We start from the raw sequence: 20062 nt of genomic DNA, 5'->3' as shown, positions 1-20062 counted from the left end.
GTGCAACGCCATGTATGCCGAACATCGTTACGAGCCCCGCCAGTCGCGCAGCGCCAGCTTCGGCGCCGCTTTCCTCATCAACGGCGCGGTGATGGCAGGTATCTTCTTTCTGATCGCTCCGAACATCGTCTCGGCGGTCAAGGACGGTCCCATCACGCTCATCACGCCCTACGATCCCCCGACGCCGCCGCCAATCGACGAGCCCAAGCCGGAGCCTCGCGCCGAGCCGCGCACGAACATGGAGCCACCGGTCGTTGCGCCGACGCCGGTGATCAGATCCGACACGACCAATCCCACCACCGTTACGGAGACAATTCCACCTCTACCGCCCTCAACCAATTTCGCGGAGAAGGTTGGACCGACAAGCTTTGCAGAACCCACGCCTCTGCCTCTGCCGCCGCTGGTCGGCGCATCGCAGGACATGCGCTACCTCAAGGACTTCCAGCCCCCCTATCCGGCATCCGAGCTCCGCGCCGAGCGTGACGGCGTGGTGCGGCTGAAGGTGCTGATCGGGATCGACGGGCGCGTGAAGGCAGTCGAGCAGCTCAGCGCCACCAGCACGGCCTTCTTCGAGGCGGCACGGCGCCAGGCGCTCTCCAAATGGCGCTTCAAGCCGGCCACCCGCGGCGGGGTGCCCGAGGAGAGCTGGAAGACGATGAGCGTCCGGTTCGAGATCGCGAGCCAGTGACGCCCCTGGCGCGGGGGTTTGCCCTAGAGCCCCCGCGCCCCTATCTTTGCGGGCAACATGACTCTTCTCAAATATTTCTCGCCGCTGCGCGCCTTTCGGGATCTCCGGCTCTTTCTGGCCACGCGCAAGCGCTATGAGTTGTGGTTTATGGCGGTGGCGGCGGCAGTGACGGTGCTGGTCCTCTCCGGTTTCGTCGCCGATTCGCGGATCGAGCGCGAGTATCGGCCCAACATCATCTATGTCGAAAGCTGGCCGATCACCCGCACCGACGAGCAGATCCGCGCCCAGCAGAAGATCGACCAGGCCAAGAAGCGCATCGCCGAGGCCGAGATCGAGAAGAAGCGCAAGGCGCAGCAGGCCGAATTCAAGAAGATAGACGACAAGCTCGAATCGTGGGGCCTCTGAACCCCGATTCGCGATGGATGGCGGCAGCGCTCGCGCTCTCCGAGCGCGGACGCGGACGCACCGCGCCCAATCCGAACGTAGGCTGCGTGATCGTGCGCGACGGCGTCGTAGTCGGCCGCGGCTGGACCCAGGCTGGCGGCCGCCCGCATGCCGAGGCGGTGGCGCTGGACGCAGCGGGCGAGAATGCGCGCGGTGCGACCTGCTACGTCACGCTCGAACCCTGCGCGCATGTCTCGCCACGAGGCCCCGCATGCGCGGATTTGCTCGTTGCGGCGCGCGTTGCCCGAGTCGTGATCGCCCTCGGCGACCCGGACCAACGCACCAATGGAGAAGGCGCGGCGCGGCTGCGGGCTGCCGGGATCGAAGTCGTGGAAGCCGTTGCCGAAGCGCAGGCTCGCGCTGCGATGGCAGGTTTTCTCGCGCGGCAGGCGAAGGGCCGCCCTTTCGTCACGCTCAAGCTTGCGACGTCGCTCGATGGCCGAATCGCGCTTCCCTCGCGCGAAAGCCGCTGGATCACCGGCCCCGAGGCGCGCGCGCATGCGCATCTCGAGCGGGCGCGGAACGAGGCGATCCTGGTCGGCCGGCGCACCTCGGAGGTTGACCAGCCGCGCCTCGACGTGCGGCTCGCCGGACTCGAAGATCGCTCGCCGCGGCGCGTCCTCCTTTCCCGTCACCCCCGCGAAAGCGGGGGGCCATCTCCCGCGCTGTCGTCCGTGTCGCACGGTGAGGAGACGGGTCCCCGCTTTCGCGGGGATGACGGTTGGGAGTTATTGAGCGCACCTGCCGACATCGCCACTCTAGAAGGTGTCGACCACCTGCTGGTCGAAGGCGGTGCCGAGACCGCAGCCGCATTCCTGCGCGATGGCCTCGTCGACCGGTTGCTCCTCTATCGCGCGCCGATCCTGATCGGCGCCGGCACAGCCGCGCTGGGCGACATCGGGCTCGCGCGGCTGGGCGATGCGCATGGTCGCTGGCGGCTCGTGGATGCACGGCAGCTTGGCAGCGACCGACTCGAAGTCTACGCGGGCACCTGAAATGTTCACTGGAATCGTCACCGACATCGGCATCATTGCCGAAGCACGGCAGCAGGGTGACCTGCGCGTCCGCGTCACCACTGCCTATGACACGAGCGAGATCGATCTCGGCGCGTCGATCTCCTGCTCGGGCGTGTGCCTGACGGTCGTCGACAAAGCGCCGGGCTGGGTGGCGTTCGATGTCTCGGCGGAGACCGTTTCGCGCACTGCGCGCGATCAATGGGTCGTCGGGCGCAAGCTCAACCTCGAACGCGCGCTGCGGCTCGGCGACGAGCTCGGCGGCCACATCGTCACCGGCCATGTCGACGGCATCGGCACCGTTGCCGAATGGCGCGAGGAAGGCGGGTCGCACCGGCTGACGATCGCGGCGGGCAAGGAGATCGCGCCCTATGTCGCGGCTAAGGGATCGATCACGATCGATGGTGTCTCGCTCACCGTCAACGAAGTGCGAGACACCGCCGAGGGCGTGGAAATCCTGCTCAATATCATTCCCCATACGGCCGCGGTCACTACATTGGGTGCGATCGAGGCGGGTCGTGAAGTCAATCTCGAGATCGACGTGCTGGCTCGTTATCTCCAGCGCATGGAGGCACTCCGTGGCAAAGCCTGAGCATTCAAATCCCCTGGCCCGTCTCAAGCACGGTTTCCTCTCCTCGCCCGAGGAGCTGATCGACGAGGCCCGTAACGGGCGCATGTTCATCCTCGTCGACGACGAGGACCGCGAGAACGAGGGCGACCTCGTCATCCCCGCGCAGATGGCGACGCCCGATGCGATCAACTTCATGGCGAAGTACGGCCGCGGCCTGATCTGCCTGGCGATGACCAAGAGCCGGGTCGATCAGCTCGGGCTCGACCTGATGAGCCGCTCGAACGGCACGCGCCACGAGACGGCGTTCACTGTCTCGATCGAGGCGAAGGAAGGCGTCACCACCGGCATCTCGGCAGCGGATCGCGCGCGCACCATCTCGGTCGCGATCGATGCGTCGAAGAGCGCCGAGCATATAGTGACTCCCGGCCATGTCTTCCCACTGGTCGCGCGCGATGGCGGCGTGCTGGTGCGCGCCGGCCATACCGAGGCGGCGGTCGACGTGGCGCGGCTCGCGGGGCTCAATCCCTCGGGCGTGATCTGCGAGATCATGAAGGACGATGGGACGATGGCGCGGATGGACGACCTCGTCTCCTTCGCCCAGTTCCACAACCTCAAGATCGGAACGATCCGCGACCTGATCGCCTATCGCCGCCGCCACGACCATCTCGTCGAGAAGCGCGCCGAGGCCCGCTTTACCAGCGATTGGGGCGGGGAGTGGACCGCGCTGACCTTCTGGAACAAGGCGACCGGCAGCGAGCAGGTCGCGCTGGTCAAGGGCAAGGTCGATCCCGCCAAGCCCACTTTGGTCCGCATGCACGCACTTTCGCCGTTCAGCGACATCTTCGGCGAGGGCGGCCAGCGCGGTGGGCTGTTGCGCCGGTCGATGGAGATCATCGGCGAGGAAGGATCGGGCGTCGTCGTGGTGATCAACCGCCCGCGCGCCGACCAGTTCTCGGTGGCGCTCCAGGCCAAGGCGGGCACGCTCCAGCCCAAGGACATGGAGGAGCTGCGCGACTACGGCGTGGGCGCCACGATCCTTACCGAGCTCGGCGTGCACGACATGGTGCTGCTCACCAATACCCACCACACGCTCGTCGGGCTCGACGGCTACGGTCTCTCGATCGTCGGCGAGCGCGCAATCGATCTGGACAAATAATGGCCCGCGTACTCATCGTCGAAGCTCGATTCTACGAACATCTCAATGATCTGCTGCTGAGCGGCGCGCGCACTGCGCTGCAGGAGGCGGGGCACGACTATGAAGTCGTCACCGTACCCGGCGCGCTCGAAGTGCCCGGCGCGATTTCCCTGGCGGCCGATAGCGGAGAATATGACGCCTATGTCGCGCTCGGCGTGGTGATCCGCGGCGAAACCTATCATTTCGAGATCGTCGCAGGCGAAAGCGCGCGCGGGATCATGGCGCTCGCGCTCGAAGGGCTCCCGATCGGCAACGGCATCCTCACCGTCGAGGATGAGGAGCAGGCGCTGGTCCGCGCCGATCCCGAGCAGAAGGACAAGGGCGGCGAGGCGGCCAAGGCCGCGCTCGCGATGCTCGCGCTCAAGAGCCGCTTCGGCTGATGGCGATGCAGCCGCCGCCCTCCCGCTACAAGGTGGTGGAGCGCGGGCGCCGGCTGGAAGTAATCGACACGCGCACTGGTGCGCCGGTCCGTGCGCCCATGACTGCATCGCCCGCCGAGCGCCGCACGAGCCCGATGCTCCGCAAGCTTGGCTCGGGCGACGGCACCAGCTTCACCACCAGCCCGCTCTACGATGCCAAGGGTCCGCGCACGCTCAAGCTCGACTATGCGGCCATGGCGCGGCTCAGGCAGCTTCGCTTCGCCGTGGCGATCGGTGTAGCCGTGATGGTCGCAATTGCCTTCCTCGCCTGGTGGCTGATCCCTGTCGCGGTCGTGGCGATCGCGAACGCGAAGACCCGTTCGGGTATCCGCGCCGCAATCACCCGCTGGCTCGACGGCTTCGATCAGGCCGCGCGCGATTCCTCCAGGAGCGGATAGTCGAGGTACCCCTCGGCGCCCTGACTGTAGAAGGTCTGCACGTCGGGCGTGTTCAGCGGGGCGCCTGCGCTCAGGCGCCGGACCAGATCGGCATTGGCGATGAAGGGCCGGCCGAAGGCGATCGCGTCGGCATTGCCTGAATCGAGCTCGGCCTGGGCGCGGGCCGGACCATAATCCTGGTTGAGCACCAGCGGCCCGTCGAACATCTTGCGGATCGCAGGCGAGATGCGAGGCTGGTCGCTTCGGCCAAAGGTGCCCTCGGGCGTCTGTTCCCGCAGCTCGAGGAAGGCGATACCCGCGTCCGACAGGAACTTCGCTGCGGGCACGAATACTGCTTCGGGATCAGGGTCCTCGACGCCTTGCGAATTGCCGTTGGGTGAAAAGCGGACCGCCGTGCGGTCGGCGCCTGCCTCTTCGATCAGCCGTTGCACCACTTCGCGCAGCAGCCGCCCGCGGTTCTCGGGGCTGCCGCCATATTCGTCGTCGCGGTGGTTGGCGCCGGCGCGCAGGAACTGGTCGATCAGATAGCCATTGGCAGCGTGAAGCTGAACGCCGTCGAATCCGGCGCGCAATGCGTTGCGAGTCGCGCGCGAATAATCGTCGAGCACGCGCGCGATATCGTCCTTGGTAGCGGGCCGTGCCTCGGCATAATCCTGCTTGCCGGCATAGGTGTGCGCCTGTCCCGGGGCGGTCGTGGCAGAAGAGGAGAGCGGCTTGGCGCCATCGAGGAAGCTCGGATGAACGATCCGGCCCATGTGCCAGAGCTGCGCGAAGATCCGCCCGCCAGCCTTGTGCAGCGCCTCGACCACGGGCTTCCAGCCTTCCACTTGCGCCTCGGTCCAGAGGCCCGGCGCATTGGGCCAGCCGAGCCCTTCGCGACTGATTCCCGTCGCTTCGGAGATGATCAGCCCGGCCTCGGCGCGTTGGGCGTAATATTCGGCCATGATCGGCGTCGGAACATGCTCGCGCGTCGCGCGGGCGCGGGTCAGCGGCGCCATCAGGATGCGGTTGGGCGCAGCGACGGCGCCGAGCTGGATCGGATCGAACAGGCTGGGCATCGGGAAAAACCCTCTTTGGTGTGACGCCGGCGAGATAGGACGCTAGAGGGAGCCATGCACCAAGGTGGGTCTCAAAGAAAAACTAATCCTGGGCAAACCACGGGCGCGCCGGTCGCAGCCGTCGTCGCGGTGGTGCTGGCCAATATCGCGCTGGCCTTCGGCCCGCTCTTCGTCCGCCTGAGCGACGTGGGGCCGGTCGCCGCGGGCTTCTGGCGGCTGACGCTCGCCGTGCCGGTGCTGCTCGCTGCCGCCTTTGCCATGGGGCAGAAGCCGATCGCCTCGGCCAAGGGGCTGTGGGGCGTGCTCGCGTTCGCCGGCCTCGCCTTCGCCGCCGATCTCGCGAGCTGGCATCTGGGCATCGTCCGCACCACGCTCGCCAATTCGACGCTGTTCGGCAACTCGGCGACCTTCATCTACCCGATCTACGGCTTCATCGCCGCCCGGATGTGGCCCACGCGGCCACAGGCGGCGGCGCTGCTGCTGGCTGCACTCGGGGGCGGGCTCCTCCTGGGCCGCTCGGCCGAGCTGTCGCCGCGGCATCTGGTAGGGGATCTCTTCTGCCTGCTCGCCGGGGTGCTCTATGCGGTCTATTTCATCCTGATGGCGCGGGCGCGCGAGGCGATGGCTCCGGTGCCGGCCCTGGCACTCTCCTCGCTTGCGACGATTCCGCCGCTGCTGGTTCTGGCGCTCTTCCTCGGCGAGCAGGTGCTGCCGCACAACTGGTGGCCGCTGGTCGGCATGGCGGTGGTCAGTCAGCTCATCGGCCAGGGACTGATGATTTACGCTTTGGGGCACCTCTCGCCGCTGATCGTCGGCATCGCGCTGCTGATCCAGCCGGTGGTGGGCGCGACGATCGGCTGGATCGTCTATGACGAGCGGCTCGCCGCCGCCGATCTGTTCGGCGCGGCGCTGGTCGCTGCGGCGCTGGTGATGGTGCGCGGCGGCGCAAAGAAGCCCGAAGCGCTTGCGCCCACCGCTGGGGAGCCTAAATCGAACTGATGGACCTGGCAGACGCCACGCTCGACGAATTGCGCGACGCGCTTGCGCCTGCGGTCGCCGCCAACGCCGCATTCGACGGCTGGAACGCGCGCGCGCTCGACGCGGCGGCGGTTTCGTTCGGCGTCGATCGCGATGTCGCGCGGCTCGCCTTCTCCGGCGGCGCGATAGCGATGATCGACGCCTGGTTCGCGAGCATCGATCGGGGAATGGCTGCGCGCTTCACGCCGGAGGGGCTGGCGGCGATGAAGATCCGCCAGCGGATCGCAGCGCTCGTGGAGGCGCGGCTCGATCTGCTGGCCGCCAATCGCGAGGCGCTCCGCCGCGCCACCGCGATCCTGGCGATGCCCCAGAACGCGCTTCGCGCCGCGCGGCTGGGCTGGCGCGCGGCAGACGTGATGTGGCGGCTCGCCGGCGATACCGCGACCGACTATAATCATTATACCAAGCGCACGCTGCTAGGCGGCATCTACGCCGCGACCATTGCCGTCTTCCTCCAGGACGAGAGCGAAGGCTGGGCCGATACGCGCGCTTTCCTCGCGCGGCGGATTGAGGATGTGATGCGCTTCGAAAAGGCCAAGGCGGGGTTTCTCGCGCGCACGCAGAACCGCCCGAGCCTCTCGCGTTTCGTCGGGCGGCTCCGCTATCCCGTGGTCTGATCGCGCCTCCGGCAGATTACCCTATGGCGTCCGGGCGCGCCTATTGATAATGACTCGCAGCATGAACATCGCCGCCGCGATCCCCGTGCCTCTTCGGCTCGCCAAGATTCCCCGCCAACGCCCTGCCACGGTGACTGGAGTCGACTGGCACTCGCTCACCGAGCCGGAGGCGCGCCGTCTTCGCGAACTCGGGCTCGACGAGGGCGTGGAGGTCGAGCTGCTGCATCGCTCTGGCCTGCTCGGGGGCGGGCCGGTCGCGTGCCGGATCGGCCGCATGACGGTGGCGCTGCGCCGCCATGTCGCCGCTGCGATCCATGTGAGCCTGGGCGCCGGCTGATCCGATGAACCAAGCCCCACTCGTTGCGCTGGTCGGCAATCCCAATGCCGGCAAGAGCGCGCTGTTCAACGCGCTGACCGGCGCGCGCCAGAAGGTCGGCAACTACCCCGGCGTCACCGTCGAGCGTCACGCCGGCCGCATGGCGCTGCCCGACGGCCGCCCGGTCGAGCTGCTCGACCTGCCCGGTACCTACAGCCTGGAGCCGTCGAGCCCCGACGAGCAGGTGACGCGCGACGTGCTCGTCGGCCGGCAGGCGGGCGAGCGGCTTCCGGACGCGATCGTCGTGGTGGTCGACGCCTCGAACCTCGACAATCACCTTCGCTTCACGCTCCAGCTGATCGCGCTCGGGCAGCCGCTCGTCGTTGCGCTCAATATGATCGATCTTGCCGAGCGCGACGGATTGGTGCTCGATCCCACGGCGCTCGAGCGCGAGCTGGGCGTGCCCGTGGTGCCGACCGTCGCGGTACGCCGCCGCGGTCTCGACATGCTCAAGGAGCGCCTCGGCGAAGTCGTGCGCAGCGCCAATCAGCTACGCCCCGGGGCGGGCGTGCCGCACGACATCGTCACGCTCCAGCGCCGTGCGCGCCAGATCGCGACTGCGGTGACGCTGTCTGAGACCGGCGCCCGCCGCTGGACGCACCGGTTCGATTCGATCGCCTTGCATCCGGTGGCAGGACCGATTCTGCTGCTCGGGCTGATGTTCGTGATGTTCCAGGCGGTGTTCGCCTGGTCCGAAGCGCCAATCGGCTGGATCGAAACGCTGATGGGCTGGATCGCGGAAGGCGTGACCGGCGCGCTTCCAGACGGGTGGCTCCGTTCGCTGCTCGTCGACGGCGTGATCGCGGGCGTCGGCGCGGTGGTCGTCTTCCTGCCGCAGATCCTGATTCTGTTCGGCTTCATCCTCGTGCTCGAAGCCTCGGGCTATATGGTCCGTGCCGCCTTCCTGATGGACCGGGTGATGGCCAGTGTGGGGCTTTCCGGCCGCGCCTTCATTCCGCTGCTCTCCAGCTTCGCCTGCGCGGTGCCGGGTATCATGGCGACGCGTACCATCTCGGACGAGAAGGACCGGCTCACCACTATCTTGATCGCGCCGATGATGACCTGCTCGGCGCGGCTGCCTGTCTATACGATCATCATCGGCGCGATGATTCCCGATCGCGCCGTGGCGCCGGGGGTGGGCCTTCAGGGGCTGGTGCTCTTCGCGCTGTATCTGCTCGGGATCGTTGGGGCCTTCTTCGCCGCGCTGCTGCTCCGCCGGACGGTGACCAAGGGCGCGACCAGCGGCTTCATGATGGAGATGCCCAAATACCAGCTGCCGCGGCTGCGCGACGTGCTGCTCGGGCTCTGGCAGCGCGCCGACATCTTCCTGCGCCGCGCGGGCACGATCATCCTCGTGACCACGATCGTGCTCTGGGCGCTGCTGAGCTTCCCCAGGGCGCCCGAAGGCAGCGGCATCTCGCAGGTCGATTATTCGATCGCCGGCCGGATCGGCAACGGGCTGGAGAAGGTCGTCGCTCCGATCGGCTTCAACCGCGACATGGCGCTGGCGCTGATCCCGGCGATGGCCGCACGCGAAGTGGCGGTCGCGGCGATCGGCACCGTCTACGCGATCGACGATCCCGAAGGCGACGCCGGCCAGGCATCGATCCGCGAGAACCTGCGCGCCCATTGGACCCTTCCCAGCACGCTCGCCTTCCTGATGTGGTTCGTCTTCGCGCCGCAGTGCATCTCGACGATCGCCGTGACCCGGCGCGAGACCAACGGGTGGAAATGGCCAGCGTTCATGGTTGGCTATTTGTTCGCACTGGCCTACGTAGCGGCTGGAGCGACCTATTGGACGGCGGTCGCGCTCGGACTTTAGGAGCGGAAGTAGATGGCGGGTTCGGTGAACAAGGTGATTCTGGTCGGCAATCTCGGCCGGGACCCCGAATCGCGGTCGTTCCAGAATGGCGGCAAGGTGGTCGAGCTGCGCATCGCCACGTCGGAGACGTGGAAGGACCGCCAGAGCGGCGAAAAGCGCGAGAAGACCGAATGGCACACGGTCAAGATCTTCTCCGAAGGTCTCGCCAACGTTGCCGAGCGCTATCTGCGCAAGGGCAGCAAGGTCTATCTCGAAGGCCAGCTCCAGACCCGCAAATGGCAGGACCAGTCGGGCGCCGACCGTTATTCGACCGAGATCGTCCTGCAGGGCTTCAACGCCCAGATGGTGCTGCTCGACAGCCAGGGCGGCGGCGCCGGCCGCAGCGGCGGGGCGAGCGACGATTGGGCCGGCGGTGACGAATTCTCCGGCCAGTCCTCCAGCCGCGGCGGCGGCACCTACAATGGCGGCGCCGGAGCGGCTGCGCGCCCGGCGGGCGGCAGCGCGGCCGGCGGCTTCCCCGACGATCTCGACGACGACGTGCCGTTCTGACGCCCGATCGTGTCAGCGTTAGAAGCGAATCACATTGACCGGAGTCGCGGCGGAATTCGCGCGCGGGGTTAGCCAGACCACTGCGAACGCGCCGCCGTCTGCGCGATAGCCGATCGCACTCTCGCCGGGAGAAAGGGCGCCGCGGACCTCCGCAATCGGTTGCCAGCCGGCGGCGCGGGCCTTCGCATCATAATAGGTCTCGAGCCCGGCCAGGTCCGAGCCCGCGGGTGCGACGTAGCGCGTCACCTCCGGCTTTCCATGGCGCGGGCCGAGCAGATCGACGACATGCCCCACCGCGGTCGCATCGGCGGCGGCAATCGCATCCCCGAAGGTATATTCGGCGGGATGGGAGAGCATCGCCGGAGGCTCAGGAACTTTTGGCGGCACGACAGAGCAGGCGCTGAGTGTCAGCAGCAAAAGCGCGCGCCGCATCAGGGAAGAGGCGCGCGCTTTCCGGCTCAAGGCTTGCCGGTCCGCTGCACGGTGCTGAGGCTGGTGTTGAACGCGTTGCGGATGTCGTCGCCGACCGCCAGCTCGTTGGTCTGCGGATCGACCGGGAGTGCTCCGCGCTCCAGCCGTTGCGCCGGAGCGAGACCCGGATCCTCGAGCGCCCAGCGCACTGCATAATGCGTCCATTCCTTGCCGACGCTGGCGGCCGTGCCCACCGCATCGCCGCCGATCTTCGCCTTGTCGATGATCGAGAGAGCCGAATCGAGCACCGAAGTCATCACTTCCTGCTGCTTCTTGACGTCGGTGGACCAGGATTGGGCCCCGGCATAGGCGGCGCCGACGAAATAGCCGAGCGCACCGGCATTCTCGCGCCGCTCCTGCGATCCGCCGTTGGCGACGCGCACCTGCGTGACCTCGTCGAGCCGCTTGGCCGGATCCTGGTTGAGACCGTTGCCGAGCTGGAGCTTGGCCATGATCTCGCCCAGCTTCTTCTCCTGGCCGCTCTCCATCAATGCGCGCGAATAGGTCCCCATATCGGAACCGTCGATCGTCTCGCTGTTGTACGCGAGCTCGCGGATCACTCCGGTGGTATCGCTGTCGATGATCTTGGTGAGGCCATCGGTGATGGTCTTCATCGTCTCGTCCTTGCCGGTGATGATCGGCTGGCCGGCGAACCCGTTGGTCTCGCGCACGCCGCGCAGCGTATCGGCGCCGGCATCGAAGATGCGCGCCTTGAGATCGGGGTCGGAGATCGAAGCGGCGGAGTCCATCAGCCCGGTAAAGCTCTCGGCATTCCAGCCGACGCTGGGCGTGCCCATGCTGCTCGTCATCGTCTCGTCGATCGATGCGGACATCACGGCGCGCAGCTGCTCGGAATTGAGCGCCTTGAAGCCGTCGGCGGCATAGACGCTGCCCTTGAGGCTGGTGAGGACCTTGCCTACCGCGGCCGCCTCGGCATCGCTCTTGTGGCTCGACGTGCTGAAGACATGGCTCTCGGTCCAGTTCGCCCCGTCAGTGACCTGGCCCTTCATCGCCTCGACATATTTGACCTTGTCGTAGCTGGAGGCGTGCGTCGCGACTGCGTCCGCCAGCTCGGTGACGCGCTTGTGCCCGTCGGCGCCGCCGTCGGTCTTGGCGAAGGCGTCGCTCACCGCGGCGAGGCTCGGTCCGTCGAGCTTCTTGGCGAGATCGGTGAAGAGGTCGCGCCGCTCGTCGGCCGAATAGCCGCCGTTTCCGAACCAGTCGCCGTCGACTGCCTCGCTCGCGAGCTTGTCGAGCTGGCCCTGGTTCTGCAGCTCGTCGATCACCGCATCCGCGTCGGTCGCGGAAAGGCCCTGGAGCTTGGAGCGGATGTCGTTCATCTCACCGTGGCTGACGGTGTTGAACATGCCCGAGCTGTCGAGCTTTCCCTTGATATAGTCGACGGCGGCCTGCTGGACGGGGCTAACCATGGTCTTCTCCTCGCGAGGGCGCGCCGGAACGGGTCCGGCATCGCACCTTCAAGACCATGGTTCCGGCATGTGCGCCCTCCACGATTCGATTAGGCAGCCTAAACGAATCGCTTAGTGCGCCGCGCCTCAGCCGCGCCCGCGGTTCCACAAGATCAAACCGCCGACTCCGGCGCCAAGCGCGGCGAGCGCGATCGGGGCATAGATGCCGGGGCTGGCGCTCGTCGCCGTTGCGGCCACGGCTTCCACGGGCTCGGCCGGCATGGACGGGCGGGTGCGGCTCCCGGTGCTCGCGGGAACGAAGCCCTGCTCCGTGAGCTCCATCGTGGTCAGATCCAGCCCCATGCGCTTGGCGCCCTGGTTCACGGCCGCGCCGATCTGGCGCATCTGCGCGGAATTGCCCTTGGACTGTTCGACGACCGAATCGATCATCGCCGCTTGGATGAGGAGCGACTCGGCGAGCTCCTGCTTGGCAGCGTCGCCGGCGCCGACGAGTTGGGGAGAGGCGCTGAGGGCCCGCGCGGCCTGATCGCGTACCGCATCATTGGTCGCGCGCGAGGTGACGTTGTTGTGGCCGCGCGTGGCCTGCCAGGCGTTGATCCACCACACGGTATAGGCGTCCGCGACATTGTCGACGCGCATGCCCTGCTGGGCGAGCGCGCCGCCGATCTTGTCGATGATGTCGCCCGAGGCGAAGAGCTTCTCGAGCTGTGCCGCACCGGCCGGATCGGTCGCGCGGGTCTTGTCGACGAACCGGGAGAGATTGGCGGTGCGCCTGGATTTCGACGGCGTGTAGCGAAGCGCTCGAGTGTTCACGGCGGGAGCTGCCGATTCGGGAACGAAGCTCGGCCGCGAGGATGCGGTGTTCCCTTCCGCGGAGCCAGAGCTCTGGCGCTCCACCTGTTCGCGCAGATGGAGGCCGAGCACGTCGGTTCCGGTGATCGACGGCGTGATCGTGCTCCAGCTCATGTCCTGGGCCGATGCTGCCGCGGGCCACGTCAGCGCGAGACCCAGCGTCCATACGAGCGAGCGTTTCATGGCTACCCTCCTTATAAAAAACGAGGGAGGGCGGACATAAGTCCGCCCTCCCGGTACGCGAAACCAGTGGAAGTGAAGTTTACTGCTTGCGGGCCATGCTGCTGAGGCCTTCGCCGATCGTCTTGATGACGGTGCTGCTGGCGTTCATCAGATAGGAGAATTCCTGGCCGGCGACCTGCAGATCGGTGGAAGCCTTCACCGACTTCTTGCTGCCCTGCTTGTCGAGCGCCTTGGCCATCTTGTCCATGTCCTCGACCTTCTTGTCGAGCGCTTCGGCCATCGAGTCGGCGATGACCTGGAGCCAGCTGCGCTTGCCGCCCGCGGTCTTCTTGGCTTCGGCCATGTCCTTGCCGCTCTTGAACGCTTCCGAGAGCTGCTCGAACATCTCGCGCGAGTCCTGCTCGGCCGAGCGCTGCAGCTCGCCCTGCTCGGCCGGCGAGAGGTTGAAGGCTTGGCCGAGCTGCGAAACCGCCTCCGCGATCGTTGCCGGGCCGCCGATCGTGCCGGTTCCGGCGGAAAAGGCGTTCTGCGCCATGTTGATCATGCCCTGCGGCAGGCCGAGCTGCTGGCCGAGCTGCTGGATCACCTGCTTGCCGATCGCCGAGCCGAGCAGCTGGACTGCGAGCGAAGCCCATCCGGCAGGCCCCATCGCGAGCTGCGTCATCGCCGTGACCGGATTGAACACCGAGCCCATCAGGCCACCCAAGGAGATACCCATGACCGTTCCTTTCCGCTGAGAATTTCGTGCTCCATGCGGGGAGCTGGCCGGTCGCGGCTCGCCGCCGCCACGCATTGGAAACTGGCCCGGATCGCCCCGGCGCGCGCTCGACGATTCGTTTAGTTCGCCTAAACGAATCGCTTAGATGCCTGGAAATGCGCGGGAGCGAGCCGGTGCCGCAATGCGCCGGATGGCGCATTCCCCAAAAGCCTCGCGTGCTCATTCGAGCGGCAGGAAGAGCAGTCCTGCCAGGCTGTTGAGTTCGCGAACGCCGTCGAGGTCGAGCTTGCGAATCGCGTTGTTCATATGGGTGCGGACGGTGTTCTCGGTCATGTTGAGCAGCGTCGCGATGTCGCCGTTGGCTCGCCCCCAGCCGAGGAAGCGCAGCACCGCCGCTTCGTTGCGCGTGAGCGTCTGCAGCCCGGCGATGTGGAGCAGCGGCACGCGCCAGCCGGCGACGATGAACTCGCCGATCGTGATCTCGCGCACATGCGCCTCGCGCCGTGCCTCAGACTCGCGCAGCAGCTCGACCAGCCGCGCCAGTTCCTCCGCATCGGCGGGGCCCTCGGGCATGCCGTGGGTCAGCCGCGAGGCCTGCACTCCGCTCACTGCGGCTGCCCCGTGCGCTGGAGCACGCCGCCCGCGATCTCGGCGCGCGTGCCGAGATCGGCGACGATCGCTTGGGCGAGCAGCGGAAGAGTGAGGATCACGACGAAGACGGCCGCGGCCGCCTTGATCGGCATCGACATGGCGAAGACGTTGAACGACTGGGCGAAGCGATTGAGGAAGCCCAATGCCGCGTCGATCACATAGAGCACGGTCAGCACCGGCGCGGCGAAGATGAAGGCAAGCGCGAACAGCCGCCCGAACTCGCCTTCAAAGAACTGCACCGCGCGCATGTCGATCGCGAGCCCGCCGGGCCCCAGCGGCCAGACGGTGTAGCTCGCCATCACCGTGCCGACGAGCAAAGTGAGCCCGCCCGCGGTGACGAAAATCACTTCGGCGAAGCGCCCGAGCAATATGCCAGTTAGCGACGTGGTGGTGCCGCTCAGCGGGTCGACCAGCTGGCCGATCGTCGCGCCCACCTTGGTATCGATGATCTCGCCCGCGGCGGAGAGCGCCCACATCACGGTTCCGAAGAAGAGGCCGATGATGGCCCCTGCCGCAGCTTCCTTGAACAGCATACGCGCCCAGTCCATCGCCGAGAGGCGTTCGGGGATGAAATCGGGCTGGACCGCGAGCGCGACGAGCCCGAACGTCACGATGATGCTGTTGCGCACCGTCCCCGGCATCACTTCGCGCGAGAAGACCGGAACGAACACGAAGGCGAAGGCAAAGCGAGTCGCGGCAACGCCGACGGTGAGCAGCTGATCGAGCCAGGGCATCGCCGCGAACAGCGGGATTCCGACTCCGGGAGGTGCCGCCTCGATCACCGCCCGACCCCCGCCAGTCCCATGAAGATCGTGTCGGCATAGCCGTAGAGCGTTCCCGCCATCAGGCTGGCGGTCACGAAAATGCTCACCACGATCGCGAAGAACTTGAGCGTGTATTGGAGCGTCTGCTCCTGGAGCTGGGTCGCCGCCTGGATGATCGCGACGAGCAGCCCGACGACCGACGCGGCAATGATCGGCGGCGCCGACAGCAGCAGCACCAGCCAGAGCGCCTGCACCGTGAGATTGACGATGTCGTCGCTCATCGGGCCGCCCCCTCACGCATAGGACAGCACCAGCCCGTGGGTGAGCTTCACCCAGCCGTCGACGAGCACGAACAGCAGGATCTTGAACGGCAGCGAGATGGTGACCGGCGAGAGCATCATCATGCCCATCGCGAGCAGGATGTTCGAGATCACCATGTCGATCACCAGGAACGGCAGGAAGATCAGGAATCCGATCTGGAAGGCGAGCTTGAGTTCCTTGACCACGAAGGACGGGATCACGACGACGAAATCGCTCTCCTTGAGCGCGTTCGCGGCGGCGGGATCGCCGATCCGCTGCTGGGTGCGCAGGAAGAAGGCACGCTCGCGCGGATCGCTGTGCTTCATCAGGAATTCGCGTAGCGGCTCCTTCGCGCGATCCGCGGTGGCGAAGATGTCGCCGGTGCTTTCGATCGGGTTCTCCTCGGCCTGCGGCTCGCCGGGCATGGTCGGCGCGGCCGGCCCCTCGATCGCGGCGGCGGCCTGCATTTTGCCCAGTGTCGGATACATGACGAACACGGTCAGGATCAGGGCGAGCCCGTTGAGTACCAGATTGGGCGGCACCTGCTGGAGGCCCAGCGCATTGCGCACCAGGCTGAGCACCACGACGATCTTGGTGAAGCTGGTGACCATCACTGCGAAGAAAGGCGCGAGCGCGATCAATATGACCGTGATCAGCGCCGAGCCGGGAGTGAACTCGGCCAGGTTCACGCGTGCGCCTCCGCCGCATCCGGATCGACTTCGACCGGTTCGGTGGCGTCGGCATCGTCGATCTGCGCGCGCTCCTCGATCAGCACCGCGAAACGATCGCCGAGTTGCACCAGCTCGCCGCGCGCCAGAAGCCTGCCGGCGACGAGCAGCTCGACGGGCATTCCGTCGGTGAGCGGGCCGAGCGGCAAGGCCGTTCCGGGCCGCAGCGTAGCGAGCGATGCGGCGCTGGTCGCCCGATCGGGCAGGCGAACGGTGAGCGGCACGGCAAAATCGCGTTGGGCAGCGGATGCTGCGGGTTCGGAAGCCATCGGGTCTCCTTCGGGATGCAGAGTGAAGCCTCCGGTCGCGAGGTCGAGCTGGCCGGTGAGCGCAGAACCGTCGCTTCCCTCAAGCACGGCCGTCGGCTGGGCGCCGATCAGCACCAGATCGCCCGCGGCAAGCGCGCCCGCCTCGGCGACGCCGAGCCGCGGGCCTGCGGCGAGCACACGCAGCACCACCGGCAGCCTCGCGTCGGCGGGCTGCAGCGCGTGCGCCCGGGTCTCCCACGCTGCGCGTTCGGGATGGTCGGTCGGGAAGGCGATCGTCGCGGCAATGGCATCGGCGGTGAGCGACAGGACGATGCACGAGGGCGATCCACCATTCCCAACTGCGCCCGGCTCGAGCGCGATGCCGAGTGCTGCCTCGACTCGCGCGAGCAGCGGGTCGGCGCGATCGAGCAGGGTGATCGCATCGCCAACGCGTTCGGGGGAGAGCGGTGGCCCGCCCGCGACGCGGAAGCGGACCCCGCCCGAACAGATGAACCAAGGGCCGGCGGGCGCGCTCTGCACGATCGTAGCGTCGATCCCGTCGGCTTCCATCAGAGCGATCAGCGCCTCGGCGAGCGCCGCCACCTCCGCCTCGACGCGCGGTAAGCTGCTCAGCGCATCCAGGCGGAGTGCCGTCGCCATCACGGCCGCACCACTGGAGGTTCAGCTGGCGTCGCGGCCCCGCCGGGCCAGCGCGCGAGCAGCGTGATCGAGCCGGTGGTCACGCCCACCAGCATCGTCTCGCCGCGTGCCTCGATCATCACCACGCGCTCGCGTTGCCCGAGCGGCATCGATCGCAGGAAACGGATCGGCTGCTCGCCCTCGCCGTCCGAGCGGACGCCGAGCTGACGGTCCTGCACCTTCTTGAGCAGCCAGATCACGCCCCAGGCCATCCCGAGCACCAGCGCGAGCGCCAGCACGATTGCCAGGATCGACGAGACTACGGCTCCAATACCCATGCGCTTTTCGGTTTCCTTGTTTGTGGCTCAAATGGCCGGGAGAGGGACAGGGGCGGCCGTGGGCCGGCGCCCGGCGCCGTCCATGTCGTGCCACATCGGTGCCTCGCCGCTGCGGGCCTTGGCTGCCCAGAGGATCACTGCGGCGATCGCGTCGAACATGTCCTCGGGCACGATCTCGCCGATCTCGCCACGCGCCCATAGCGTGCGGGCGGTCTTGACGTTGCGGATGATCGGAACGCCTGCCTGCTCGGCTTCGGCGCGCATCGATGCCGCGAGCGCGCCCGCGCCTTTCGCGGCGATCACCGGCACCGGGCAGTTTTCCTGATCATAGTCGAGCGCGATCGCGATATGGGTGGGGTTGACGAGCAGCGCCGCCGATCCGCGCGTGGCGCCCAGCGTGTTCTGGCTCGCCCATTCCTGATGGAGGTCGCGGCGCATCGACTTGACCTGCGGGTCGCCCTCGTCCTCCTTGTGCTCCTGCTTGATGTCGCGGCGGCTCATCTTCATCTTCTTGATGAAGCTGTGCTTGGCGTAGACTCGGTCCGCGACGGCGACGAACAGGAACACGCAGACCACCATCGCGAGCATCCTGATCGTCAGCGACCAGGTCTGGCCCAGCGCCGCCATCGCGGCAGTACGGCCGGACTCGTCGATCGGCGAGGTGCCGGCGAGCCGGATCAGTCCGCCCGCTCCCTCCAGCGCGCTGCGCAGGATGAACCAGGCGATCGCGCAGATCAGCGCGACCTTGACCAGCGTCTTGGCGAGCTCGAACAACCCGTCCTTGCCGAACATCCGCTTCAATCCTTCCATGGGATTGAGCTTCTCGAGCCCGAACTTCATCTTCTCGGTCGTCAGGATCGGGCCGATCTGAAGGAATTCGGTGAAAGTCGCGATCGCGGCGATCGGAACCAGAGTGACGAAAGTGATGCGCACCAGCGTTTCGGCCGCATCCCGGCCGATCGCAGTCGCGGCGCTGTCGAACGGCAGCGTCGTGGCGCCGGCCAACGTGTTCGACGCCAGCCGCGCAATCTCGCCCGCGGCATATCCGGATACGCCGAGAAAAACCACGAGCCAGGCGAGCGTGAGCAGGCCGGTTCCCAAGTCCTTGGACTTGGCGACATCGCCCTTCTTACGTGCGTCCCGCAACTTCTTGGGTGTAGGAAGCTCGTTCTTGTCCGCGCCGTCTTTGCCTTGGGCCATGCTTACGCATTCTCCTGCGCCGAAATCGGCCGACGGCAAGAAAAGCCGCGGCGATGATCTCGTCAGCCCGAGCAGGTCTATAGGTTTGACTGTCCGTGGGGCGGAACAACCAATGCAGCATTAAATCCCGCAGCAGGCGCATCGCGGTCAACTGCCGTTAAGGCGCGGCAAAACGTTCAAGATTCCGACAAATAAATGAAAAATAAGGTTAATTTCTGATTCTCCAAAGGCGAATCGTGTATAATGTGCGACAAGCTGAGTACGAATTATCGTTGCGAGTCTGCAATAATTAGAAAGTTCCCTGCATCATCCACGATTCACCGACGAAAACAAACGATTCATCGGGAAGATGGCGCTATTGAAAAAGATCAATCAATGACTTGAAACTGCAAGAAAAGGCGGACACGCTTTAAGTGCTTCCGGACGAGCAGGACGGGAGATGTGGGGCATCGTGCTGAGACGATTGTAGGCCGCGAAGGTCGACGGTGGTTTGGGGAGCGATGCGACTATGATGGATGTGTTCGATAGGGCGCTCGGTCCTGCGCTCGTCATTGCTATTGCCGTACTGGCGCAGCCGGCGAGCGCCAGGGACGATCCCCCGCCGCCGATGCCCTGTCCCCTCACCGCGACTCTGCGCGTACCGGACGCAGCGTCGCTCGCGGGGTTGCAGACGCTGAGCCAATGCTCGGGGGTCGTGGCGGCTCCCGCGACTCCGGGCGAGGTTGTGCCGTCCGAGGATCTCCGGATCGCGCCGGAGCCGGTGCGGGTTCGCCCCGCAGGCGCGCAGGCAGTCGCCGATGCCCGCACCGCGACTGATGGACCGATGCAGGTGGCGGCAATCGCGCCGGCCGCCGACGAGCCGCTGGACCTTGCGAGCGCAATCGGCCCGGTGGACGCAAGCGCGATCCTGGCGATGCGGCCGATCTCCTATACCACCCCCTATGACGCGATGATTGGGCGAGTCGCGGCGCGGCACCGGATCGATCCGCTGCTGCTCCACGCAGTGATCGATCAGGAGTCGCGCTACCAGGCCAATGCCACGAGCCGCGCCGGCGCACGCGGGCTGATGCAGCTGATGCCGGGCACCGCGCGGATGCTGAACGTGCCCGGCGGCGCGATCACCGATGCGGAGGCCAATGTCGACGGCGGGGCGCGGCTGCTTCGCCAGCTCCACACCCGCTTCAACGATTTCCACCTGACGCTCGCCGCCTACAACGCCGGCGAGGGCGCGGTGCGCAAATACGGCAATCAGGTTCCACCCTATCCCGAGACCCAGGACTATGTCCGCAAGGTGATGGCGCGCTACGAACGGCTGGTTTCCGAGCAGGCGGCGGGGACCCGCTGAGCGTGAT

At 66.8% G+C, this 20062-nt stretch carries 25 protein-coding genes; 13 read left to right on the top strand and 12 right to left on the bottom strand.

The genetic code is table 11. The features are described 5' to 3' along the window. The first annotated feature begins 10 nt into the window (after positions 1-10). Genes ACMGDH_RS02870 through ACMGDH_RS02840 form a run of 7 tightly spaced genes read left to right on the top strand, consistent with a single transcriptional unit; the run spans position 11 to position 4728 of the window. Positions 11-688 (top strand): energy transducer TonB, encoded by a 678-nt coding sequence (locus ACMGDH_RS02870; protein ID WP_436826409.1) that lies wholly within the window; start codon positions 11-13, stop codon positions 686-688. A 57-nt stretch (positions 689-745) separates the two neighbouring features. Beyond that, positions 746-1093, top strand: a complete 348-nt coding sequence (locus ACMGDH_RS02865) for a hypothetical protein (protein WP_436826408.1) — start codon at positions 746-748, stop codon at positions 1091-1093. Between the two features lie 17 nt (positions 1094-1110). Then, positions 1111-2127, top strand: a complete 1017-nt coding sequence (ribD, locus tag ACMGDH_RS02860) for a bifunctional diaminohydroxyphosphoribosylaminopyrimidine deaminase/5-amino-6-(5-phosphoribosylamino)uracil reductase RibD (RefSeq protein ID WP_436826407.1) — start codon at positions 1111-1113, stop codon at positions 2125-2127. A gap of 1 nt (position 2128) precedes the next feature. After that, complete coding sequence (locus tag ACMGDH_RS02855; RefSeq protein ID WP_436826406.1) at positions 2129-2737, top strand: riboflavin synthase; 609 nt, start codon at positions 2129-2131, stop codon at positions 2735-2737. Next, the gene (ribB, locus tag ACMGDH_RS02850; RefSeq protein ID WP_436826405.1) at positions 2724-3872 is read left to right on the top strand and encodes a 3,4-dihydroxy-2-butanone-4-phosphate synthase; all 1149 of its coding nucleotides are present in this window, start codon (positions 2724-2726) and stop codon (positions 3870-3872) included. The genes ACMGDH_RS02855 and ribB overlap by 14 nt, the downstream gene beginning before the upstream one ends. Then, complete coding sequence (gene ribH / locus ACMGDH_RS02845; protein WP_436826404.1) at positions 3872-4291, top strand: 6,7-dimethyl-8-ribityllumazine synthase; 420 nt, start codon at positions 3872-3874, stop codon at positions 4289-4291. The genes ribB and ribH overlap by 1 nt, the downstream gene beginning before the upstream one ends. After that, positions 4291-4728, top strand: coding sequence for a hypothetical protein (locus tag ACMGDH_RS02840; RefSeq protein WP_436826403.1), 438 nt, complete (start codon positions 4291-4293; stop codon positions 4726-4728). Before ribH ends, ACMGDH_RS02840 begins: the two co-directional genes overlap by 1 nt. On the opposite strand, the gene ACMGDH_RS02835 is transcribed toward ACMGDH_RS02840, so the two are convergent. After that, a complete protein-coding gene (locus tag ACMGDH_RS02835; protein WP_436826402.1) occupies positions 4695-5786 on the bottom strand; it encodes an alkene reductase in 1092 nt (363 codons plus the stop codon). The two genes, ACMGDH_RS02840 and ACMGDH_RS02835, sit on opposite strands and share 34 nt — an antisense overlap. A gap of 54 nt (positions 5787-5840) precedes the next feature. Here ACMGDH_RS02835 and ACMGDH_RS02830 point away from each other — a divergent pair, with 54 nt between their 5' ends. The 5 genes from ACMGDH_RS02830 (at position 5841) to ssb (ending at position 10188) form a co-directional block, all read left to right on the top strand. Continuing rightward, on the top strand, positions 5841-6785 hold the full coding sequence (locus ACMGDH_RS02830) for a DMT family transporter (RefSeq protein ID WP_436826401.1): 945 nt from the start codon (positions 5841-5843) through the stop codon (positions 6783-6785). Then, complete coding sequence (locus ACMGDH_RS02825) at positions 6785-7441, top strand: COQ9 family protein (protein ID WP_436826400.1); 657 nt, start codon at positions 6785-6787, stop codon at positions 7439-7441. The genes ACMGDH_RS02830 and ACMGDH_RS02825 overlap by 1 nt, the downstream gene beginning before the upstream one ends. Before the next feature lie 61 nt (positions 7442-7502). Beyond that, positions 7503-7778, top strand: coding sequence for a FeoA family protein (locus ACMGDH_RS02820; RefSeq protein ID WP_436826399.1), 276 nt, complete (start codon positions 7503-7505; stop codon positions 7776-7778). 4 nt (positions 7779-7782) lie between these two features. Further along, positions 7783-9639 carry a ferrous iron transporter B gene (gene feoB / locus ACMGDH_RS02815; protein WP_436826398.1) on the top strand — a complete coding sequence of 619 codons (1857 nt, stop codon included), beginning with the start codon at positions 7783-7785 and terminating at the stop codon, positions 9637-9639. Between the two features lie 12 nt (positions 9640-9651). After that, positions 9652-10188, top strand: coding sequence for a single-stranded DNA-binding protein (ssb, locus tag ACMGDH_RS02810; RefSeq protein ID WP_436826397.1), 537 nt, complete (start codon positions 9652-9654; stop codon positions 10186-10188). Positions 10189-10206: 18 nt separating this feature from the next. Here ssb and ACMGDH_RS02805 read toward each other — a convergent pair whose 3' ends face one another. The 11 genes from ACMGDH_RS02805 to ACMGDH_RS02755 form a co-directional block, all read right to left on the bottom strand. After that, positions 10207-10545 carry a hypothetical protein gene (locus tag ACMGDH_RS02805; RefSeq protein WP_436826396.1) on the bottom strand — a complete coding sequence of 113 codons (339 nt, stop codon included), beginning with the start codon at positions 10543-10545 and terminating at the stop codon, positions 10207-10209. 101 nt (positions 10546-10646) lie between these two features. After that, a complete protein-coding gene (locus ACMGDH_RS02800; protein WP_436826395.1) occupies positions 10647-12089 on the bottom strand; it encodes a hypothetical protein in 1443 nt (480 codons plus the stop codon). Positions 12090-12215: 126 nt separating this feature from the next. Continuing rightward, a complete protein-coding gene (locus ACMGDH_RS02795) occupies positions 12216-13124 on the bottom strand; it encodes a DUF6683 family protein (RefSeq protein ID WP_436826394.1) in 909 nt (302 codons plus the stop codon). Positions 13125-13203: 79 nt separating this feature from the next. Further along, a complete protein-coding gene (locus ACMGDH_RS02790; RefSeq protein ID WP_436826393.1) occupies positions 13204-13842 on the bottom strand; it encodes a hypothetical protein in 639 nt (212 codons plus the stop codon). Positions 13843-14061: 219 nt separating this feature from the next. Continuing rightward, complete coding sequence (locus ACMGDH_RS02785) at positions 14062-14451, bottom strand: helix-turn-helix domain-containing protein (protein ID WP_436826392.1); 390 nt, start codon at positions 14449-14451, stop codon at positions 14062-14064. Further along, positions 14448-15275, bottom strand: coding sequence for a type III secretion system export apparatus subunit SctT (sctT, locus tag ACMGDH_RS02780; protein ID WP_436826391.1), 828 nt, complete (start codon positions 15273-15275; stop codon positions 14448-14450). Before sctT ends, ACMGDH_RS02785 begins: the two co-directional genes overlap by 4 nt. Beyond that, positions 15272-15538, bottom strand: coding sequence for a type III secretion system export apparatus subunit SctS (gene sctS / locus ACMGDH_RS02775; protein WP_436826390.1), 267 nt, complete (start codon positions 15536-15538; stop codon positions 15272-15274). The genes sctT and sctS overlap by 4 nt, the downstream gene beginning before the upstream one ends. A 12-nt stretch (positions 15539-15550) precedes the next feature. Continuing rightward, entirely contained in the window at positions 15551-16246 is a 696-nt protein-coding gene (gene sctR, locus ACMGDH_RS02770; protein WP_436826389.1) for a type III secretion system export apparatus subunit SctR, read from the bottom strand. Further along, entirely contained in the window at positions 16243-17193 is a 951-nt protein-coding gene (locus ACMGDH_RS02765) for a FliM/FliN family flagellar motor switch protein (protein ID WP_436826388.1), read from the bottom strand. Before ACMGDH_RS02765 ends, sctR begins: the two co-directional genes overlap by 4 nt. After that, positions 17193-17510 carry a flagellar biosynthetic protein FliO gene (gene fliO / locus ACMGDH_RS02760; RefSeq protein WP_436826387.1) on the bottom strand — a complete coding sequence of 106 codons (318 nt, stop codon included), beginning with the start codon at positions 17508-17510 and terminating at the stop codon, positions 17193-17195. The genes ACMGDH_RS02765 and fliO overlap by 1 nt, the downstream gene beginning before the upstream one ends. Positions 17511-17537: 27 nt before the next feature. Then, on the bottom strand, positions 17538-18710 hold the full coding sequence (locus ACMGDH_RS02755) for an EscU/YscU/HrcU family type III secretion system export apparatus switch protein (protein ID WP_436826386.1): 1173 nt from the start codon (positions 18708-18710) through the stop codon (positions 17538-17540). 511 nt (positions 18711-19221) lie between these two features. Between ACMGDH_RS02755 and ACMGDH_RS02750 the strand changes: the two genes are divergently transcribed. After that, positions 19222-20055, top strand: coding sequence for a lytic transglycosylase domain-containing protein (locus tag ACMGDH_RS02750; RefSeq protein WP_436826385.1), 834 nt, complete (start codon positions 19222-19224; stop codon positions 20053-20055). Positions 20056-20062: the final 7 nt, after the last annotated feature.

The organism is Sphingomonas radicis, assembly GCF_051400635.1.
GTDB lineage: Bacteria > Pseudomonadota > Alphaproteobacteria > Sphingomonadales > Sphingomonadaceae > Sphingomonas.
The sequence above is the reverse complement of the archived record's forward strand: the minus strand, read 5'-3'. Positions and strand labels throughout refer to the sequence as shown.

What these genes read in the sequence shown, in the direction of transcription:
- ACMGDH_RS02790 (WP_436826393.1), bottom strand. Translation starts at nt 13,842, where the DNA reads ATGGGTATCTCCTTGGGTGGCCTGATGGGCTCGGTGTTCAATCCGGTC.
- ACMGDH_RS02830 (WP_436826401.1), top strand. Translation starts at nt 5,841, where the DNA reads ATGCACCAAGGTGGGTCTCAAAGAAAAACTAATCCTGGGCAAACCACG.
- ribD (WP_436826407.1), top strand. Translation starts at nt 1,111, where the DNA reads ATGGCGGCAGCGCTCGCGCTCTCCGAGCGCGGACGCGGACGCACCGCG.
- ACMGDH_RS02750 (WP_436826385.1), top strand. Translation starts at nt 19,222, where the DNA reads ATGGATGTGTTCGATAGGGCGCTCGGTCCTGCGCTCGTCATTGCTATT.
- ACMGDH_RS02840 (WP_436826403.1), top strand. Translation starts at nt 4,291, where the DNA reads ATGGCGATGCAGCCGCCGCCCTCCCGCTACAAGGTGGTGGAGCGCGGG.
- ACMGDH_RS02805 (WP_436826396.1), bottom strand. Translation starts at nt 10,545, where the DNA reads ATGCTCTCCCATCCCGCCGAATATACCTTCGGGGATGCGATTGCCGCC.
- ACMGDH_RS02795 (WP_436826394.1), bottom strand. Translation starts at nt 13,124, where the DNA reads ATGAAACGCTCGCTCGTATGGACGCTGGGTCTCGCGCTGACGTGGCCC.
- ACMGDH_RS02820 (WP_436826399.1), top strand. Translation starts at nt 7,503, where the DNA reads ATGAACATCGCCGCCGCGATCCCCGTGCCTCTTCGGCTCGCCAAGATT.
- ACMGDH_RS02870 (WP_436826409.1), top strand. Translation starts at nt 11, where the DNA reads ATGTATGCCGAACATCGTTACGAGCCCCGCCAGTCGCGCAGCGCCAGC.
- ribH (WP_436826404.1), top strand. Translation starts at nt 3,872, where the DNA reads ATGGCCCGCGTACTCATCGTCGAAGCTCGATTCTACGAACATCTCAAT.
- ACMGDH_RS02765 (WP_436826388.1), bottom strand. Translation starts at nt 17,193, where the DNA reads ATGGCGACGGCACTCCGCCTGGATGCGCTGAGCAGCTTACCGCGCGTC.
- ACMGDH_RS02755 (WP_436826386.1), bottom strand. Translation starts at nt 18,710, where the DNA reads ATGGCCCAAGGCAAAGACGGCGCGGACAAGAACGAGCTTCCTACACCC.
- fliO (WP_436826387.1), bottom strand. Translation starts at nt 17,510, where the DNA reads ATGGGTATTGGAGCCGTAGTCTCGTCGATCCTGGCAATCGTGCTGGCG.
- ACMGDH_RS02825 (WP_436826400.1), top strand. Translation starts at nt 6,785, where the DNA reads ATGGACCTGGCAGACGCCACGCTCGACGAATTGCGCGACGCGCTTGCG.
- ACMGDH_RS02835 (WP_436826402.1), bottom strand. Translation starts at nt 5,786, where the DNA reads ATGCCCAGCCTGTTCGATCCGATCCAGCTCGGCGCCGTCGCTGCGCCC.
- ACMGDH_RS02800 (WP_436826395.1), bottom strand. Translation starts at nt 12,089, where the DNA reads ATGGTTAGCCCCGTCCAGCAGGCCGCCGTCGACTATATCAAGGGAAAG.
- ACMGDH_RS02865 (WP_436826408.1), top strand. Translation starts at nt 746, where the DNA reads ATGACTCTTCTCAAATATTTCTCGCCGCTGCGCGCCTTTCGGGATCTC.
- sctS (WP_436826390.1), bottom strand. Translation starts at nt 15,538, where the DNA reads ATGAGCGACGACATCGTCAATCTCACGGTGCAGGCGCTCTGGCTGGTG.
- ACMGDH_RS02855 (WP_436826406.1), top strand. Translation starts at nt 2,129, where the DNA reads ATGTTCACTGGAATCGTCACCGACATCGGCATCATTGCCGAAGCACGG.
- ssb (WP_436826397.1), top strand. Translation starts at nt 9,652, where the DNA reads ATGGCGGGTTCGGTGAACAAGGTGATTCTGGTCGGCAATCTCGGCCGG.
- feoB (WP_436826398.1), top strand. Translation starts at nt 7,783, where the DNA reads ATGAACCAAGCCCCACTCGTTGCGCTGGTCGGCAATCCCAATGCCGGC.